At 75.2% G+C, this 4,321-nt stretch carries 4 protein-coding genes; 1 reads left to right on the top strand and 3 read right to left on the bottom strand.

The window, feature by feature from the left end:
* Positions 1-142 precede the first annotated feature (142 nt).
* The 3 genes from GCU69_RS04855 to GCU69_RS04845 all read right to left on the bottom strand — a co-directional run bounded on the left by GCU69_RS04855 (position 143) and on the right by GCU69_RS04845 (position 3,904).
* On the bottom strand, positions 143-1,165 hold the full coding sequence (locus GCU69_RS04855) for an AAA family ATPase (protein WP_098750032.1): 1,023 nt from the start codon (positions 1,163-1,165) through the stop codon (positions 143-145).
* 166 nt (positions 1,166-1,331) lie between these two features.
* Positions 1,332-3,365 (bottom strand): VMAP-C domain-containing protein, encoded by a 2,034-nt coding sequence (locus GCU69_RS34300; RefSeq protein WP_143671068.1) that lies wholly within the window; start codon positions 3,363-3,365, stop codon positions 1,332-1,334.
* Positions 3,362-3,904, bottom strand: coding sequence for a CU044_2847 family protein (locus tag GCU69_RS04845; protein WP_098750030.1), 543 nt, complete (start codon positions 3,902-3,904; stop codon positions 3,362-3,364). The genes GCU69_RS34300 and GCU69_RS04845 overlap by 4 nt, the downstream gene beginning before the upstream one ends.
* Positions 3,905-4,053: 149 nt before the next feature.
* On the opposite strand from GCU69_RS04845, the gene GCU69_RS04840 reads away from it, so the two are divergent.
* A complete protein-coding gene (locus GCU69_RS04840; protein WP_098750029.1) occupies positions 4,054-4,233 on the top strand; it encodes a DUF6104 family protein in 180 nt (59 codons plus the stop codon).
* The last annotated feature ends 88 nt before the right edge of the window (positions 4,234-4,321 follow it).

Raw genomic sequence — 4,321 nt, 5'->3', positions numbered from 1 at the left:
GCGCGCGAGCCACACCGCGTCGGCCAGTTCCCCGAAGTCCGGGTCGAGTCCGGCCTCCCGGAGCAGCGCGACGACATGCGCCAGGCCGTCCTCGGCGGATGCCCGGGCGGGGTCCGGGCGCGCGGCGCCCCCCATCAGCACATCACCTCGGCCGGTCGAGTCGCTGGATGAGCAGGTCGGCGAGCCGGTCCCGGGTGGGCGGGGCGGCGTTGTGCGTGAGGTAGATGGCGTTCAGCAGCTGGTCGGCGGCGAGGAGTTCGGTGCGCGAGCGCTCCAGGAAGCGGTTGATCAGGTCTTCCCCGGCCCGGGCGGCCTCCTCGCCCAGATGCGCCCGCACGACGGTGGCCAGCCGCTTGTGATCGGGCTGGCCCAGCTCCAGGCGGATGCAGCGGCGCAGCAGCGGTGCGGGGAAGTCCCGTTCGCCGTTGCTGGTGAGGATGACGAACGGGAACGCCCGGCACCGGACGCGGCCGTCCCGTACGGTGACGCGCGCGCCGTCGTCGGTCAGCACCTCGACCTCCGGCTCGCGCTCCGCGAGCCGCTCCAGCTCCGGGATGCCGAACTCGCCCTCCTCCAGGACGTTCAGCAGGTCGTTGGGGAGGTCGATGTCGCTCTTGTCCAGCTCGTCGACGAGCAGCACCCGGGGTTTCGCGGTCGGCAGCAGCGCGGTGCCCAGCGGACCCAGCCGGATGTAGCTGCCGATGCCGCCGGGCGTCTCGGCACGGGCACCCGGCACACCGCGGCTGCCCGCCGCGATCTGCACGTCCTGGAGGCGGGCGATGGCGTCGTAGCGGTAGAGGCCGTCGCCGAGGGTGGAGCGGCTGACGACCGGCCAGCGCAGCACCCGGCCGAGGCCCAGTTCGTACGCGACGGAGTGCGCGAGGGTGCTCTTGCCCGCCCCCGGGCTGCCGGTGACCAGCAGCGGCCGGCGCAGATAGAGCGCGGCGTTGACGATCTCCAGCTCTTCGGCGCTCGGGCGGTGCATCTCCGCGAGATGGTTGAAGGAACCGAGCCTCCGGGTGGACGCGCTGTCCGTGCCGGGGCCGGGGTCGACGAGCGGACCGCCGTCGAAGTCCCGCCAGGGCGGGGGGTCGGGCAACGCCTCGATGCCGTCGTGCGGCTCGCCGGCACCACGGTAGATCAGCCACTCGCTCGCTTCGCTCACGCCATGCTCCTCGTCGCTGGTGCGGGGAAACCGGGTGCGCGGGACGTGCCCCGACGGTATCGGGGCAGAGCGCGACCCCGTAAGAGGTCCGGAGGTCCCGTGATGGCGCCTCCTTGGCCTTTTCCGTTGTCTCCGGGGCCGCTCACGGCCGCCTCCGGGAGCCACTTCACGGCGTCTCCAGGAGGTCGTCGGATCCCGGCAGAGGCCGGCTGGGATCGTCGTGGAGCAGTGCCACGCCCTGCGACCAGTAGGCCTCGGGCACGCCGCTGCCGACGGCGGCGCGGAGCCGGTGCACCGCGGCGGGCAGCCGGTCGGCCCGCTTGTGGTCGGTGACCGTCCGCAGCGTGCCGCGGTGGAAGCTCTTGCAGACCGGGTCGGCGGCCTCGCGCCGCCAGAGGGCCACCGCGAACCCGCCCGCGACGAGCTTGCGCAGCGCCCCGGGGTCACCGGCGTCGGTCCCCGTCCGGCACAGCACCGGGAGCGTGTACGGGCCGAGCCGGCGCAGCGCCGAGGCGTCGGGCAGCGGTTCGGGCCGGTCCTCCACGCAGTCGAGCACGACCGGCTCCATCGGGCCCTCGCGCAGCCGGTGCCAGCGCCGCCGCTCGTCCTCCTCCGCCTCCTCGTCGTCCGGCGGAGGGCGGTCGGAGCAGCGGACGACGACGGGGCGCTGGGTGCCCAGCGGGGGACCGTCGGCGGGCACCCGCCAGGTGTCCACCGGCAGGTCCAGCGCGTCCTGCCGCAGGGCGACCTCCAGGGTCGCGGGGCGGCCCGGTTCGTCGCAGCGCCGGAACGCCTCGGCGAGCGGCGCGGCCAGCCGGTCCCGGACGTCGTCGGCGGGGACGTCGTACTGCTCGTCGAGCGGGAGCACGTCACCGGAGGCCAGCACGGAGCTGACCCGCCAGCCGTAGCTCTCCGCGTCCCAGGCGCTCGGGGTGAGGTCGAGGAGGACCGCGGGGCGGGGAGCCGGGTCGTCGCCCAGGCACACGCTCTCCCCGCCGGTCTCCGCCCCCGGCGCGGGCCGGCCGCGCAGCCGGGCCGAGCGCTCGGCGCCGAGGCGGTTGCGGAACACCTTGGGCAGCTGGGCGTCGGCGGCCAGGTCGCGGGCCCACTCCCACAGCTCCCGCTCGGCCTCCTCGGAGGCGGGGTAGGGGCGCTCGGCGGTGGCGGCGTACACCGCGTACCGCAGGATGTGCTCCAGCTCGGACTGCTCGTGCTGCTCGGCGTAGAGGTCGTAGAGCAGGCCGAGGCCGTCGCGCCAGCCGCGCGGGGCGACGGGGCGGCTCTCCGGCTCCTGGCCGAGCACCTCGGTCAGGACGGCCAGCAGGCTTCCGGTGCTGACGGGCGGCGGGAGTTCGGCGAGCAGGCCGAGCAGCGCCGTGCGCCGGCCGGGGGTGAGGGCGCGGTCCGTGTGGTGCCGCAGGGCGCCCTGGCCGTCGGTCCAGGTGCGGCCGAGGTGGTAGCCGTCGGCGTGCCGGTCGGCGTGATGGCGGTCGTGCGCGTGCACCACGCGCTGGTAGAGGTCGTCCTCCTCGCGGCCGACCGGGCCGGCGGGCACGGGCAGCCGGCGCAGGTGCACCACGGACACGGCGAGCCCGCCGTCGTCCTTCCCGGTGCGGCGGCCCTTGACCACGCCGATCACCTCGCCCCGGGCGACATCGACCAGCGGGCCGCCGGACACTCCTTCGCGCAGCTCGTCCTCATTGCCCAGCCGGACCATGCTGCCGCCGCCGAGCTGGCCCGCGATGCTGCACCGGCCGTCGACCTCCATGACGGAACCGGCCAGCTCGGTGTGGCCGAAGAAGGCGACATGATCGCTGGTGAGCACCCCGTTGGTGCGCTCGGTCAGCCAGACGCAGGCGTGCGGCACGGGCTCCAGGAGCCGGACGAGCGCCAGGTCCGGGGGCGGCCAGATGCCGCCGGCGCCCTCCTCGGGCTCGGCCCACTCCACGCGGCCGCGCACCGTGCGGCCCTCGAACGTCAGCCCCACTTCGCCCCCTTGCCCGCGCATGGCGACATGGGCGCAGGTGAGCACCCAGTTCGGGGCCACGAAGAAGCCGCTGCCCCACAGCGGCGGCCCATCGGGGGGATACCCGCCCGGCGGCTGGTGGATGCGGACCGTCGCGGAGCGCACCAGGGGGGCGAGATGCCGCTGGAAGTGTTCCATGGGAGCGCGCGCGCCCCCGGCGTCCGGTCCGCTCACCCTCCGCTCCCGCCGGGCGCCGGATCCGCCGGTCCGGCCGGGCGGCCGGGGCCCTGCCGTCCGAGGGCCGCGGACTGGCCGGGCAGCACGGGCTGCCCCGGGGCATCCGGACGTCCGGGCCCCTGGGCGGCGGGTCGCGCGGGGGACGCGGCCGTCGCGTCCGGCCGGCCGTCCGGGCCCGCGTCGAGGCCTGCGGGCGGGCCGTCCCGCCAGGTCAGCGTGACCTTGATCGCGCCCTTGGCCTCTCCGTCGGCGAGCAGGCCGACGACCTTGCCGGACTTGGCCGTGAGTTCGATGCCGAACTCGACGCTGACCTCGTCCGGCCGCACCGAACGCGCCGCGTCGGCCAGCGAGCGCGCCACTCCCGTCACCAGCCCGTGGAAGCTCTCCAACTGCGCGGCGGCACGGTCGGCGACGCCGGTGTCCGCAAAGCCGTCGCCACTCGCGGACGGCAGCTCGCCCGGGTCCGACACACGGGCCCAGACCTCGGTGCCGTCCGGTAACGCGATCTGCGCCACACGGGTCTCCGCCTCACCCATGATCTCCCCCGTCCCCCGGTCTCCGAGCAGGCTATCCGCACGCCCGGTCCTGTGCGAGCGCCTGTGGAAAAGCTGCTTATCCTGGCCGGGACCGTACGGTCCCGGGGTCGTCCCCGGATGTCCTACCCATCGTTTCGTGCGGAGCAATCTTGTACTTCACCGACCGCGGCATCGAGGAACTGGAGAACCGGCGTGGCGAGGAGGAGGTCTCCCTCGCCTGGGTCGCGGAGCGGCTGCGGGAGTTCGTCGATCTGAACCCCGACTTCGAGGTGCCGGTCGAGCGCCTCGCGACCTGGCTGGCCCGGCTCGACGACGAGGAAGACGAGTAGCCGGACCCCCCGGGTGCGGACACGGCTCGGCACACCGGCCGTCCGCACCGCCCACGCCGACACTGCAGCGGGCAGGGCCGCCACGCCG

Source organism: Streptomyces lycii (assembly GCF_009735685.1).
In the GTDB taxonomy this organism is placed as follows: Bacteria; Actinomycetota; Actinomycetes; order Streptomycetales; family Streptomycetaceae; genus Streptomyces; species Streptomyces lycii.
The sequence above is the reverse complement of the archived record's forward strand: the minus strand, read 5'-3'. Positions and strand labels throughout refer to the sequence as shown.

Excerpts from the sequence above, each read along its gene's own strand:
- GCU69_RS04845 (WP_098750030.1), bottom strand. The coding sequence starts at position 3,904 with ATGGGTGAGGCGGAGACCCGTGTGGCGCAGATCGCGTTACCGGACGGC.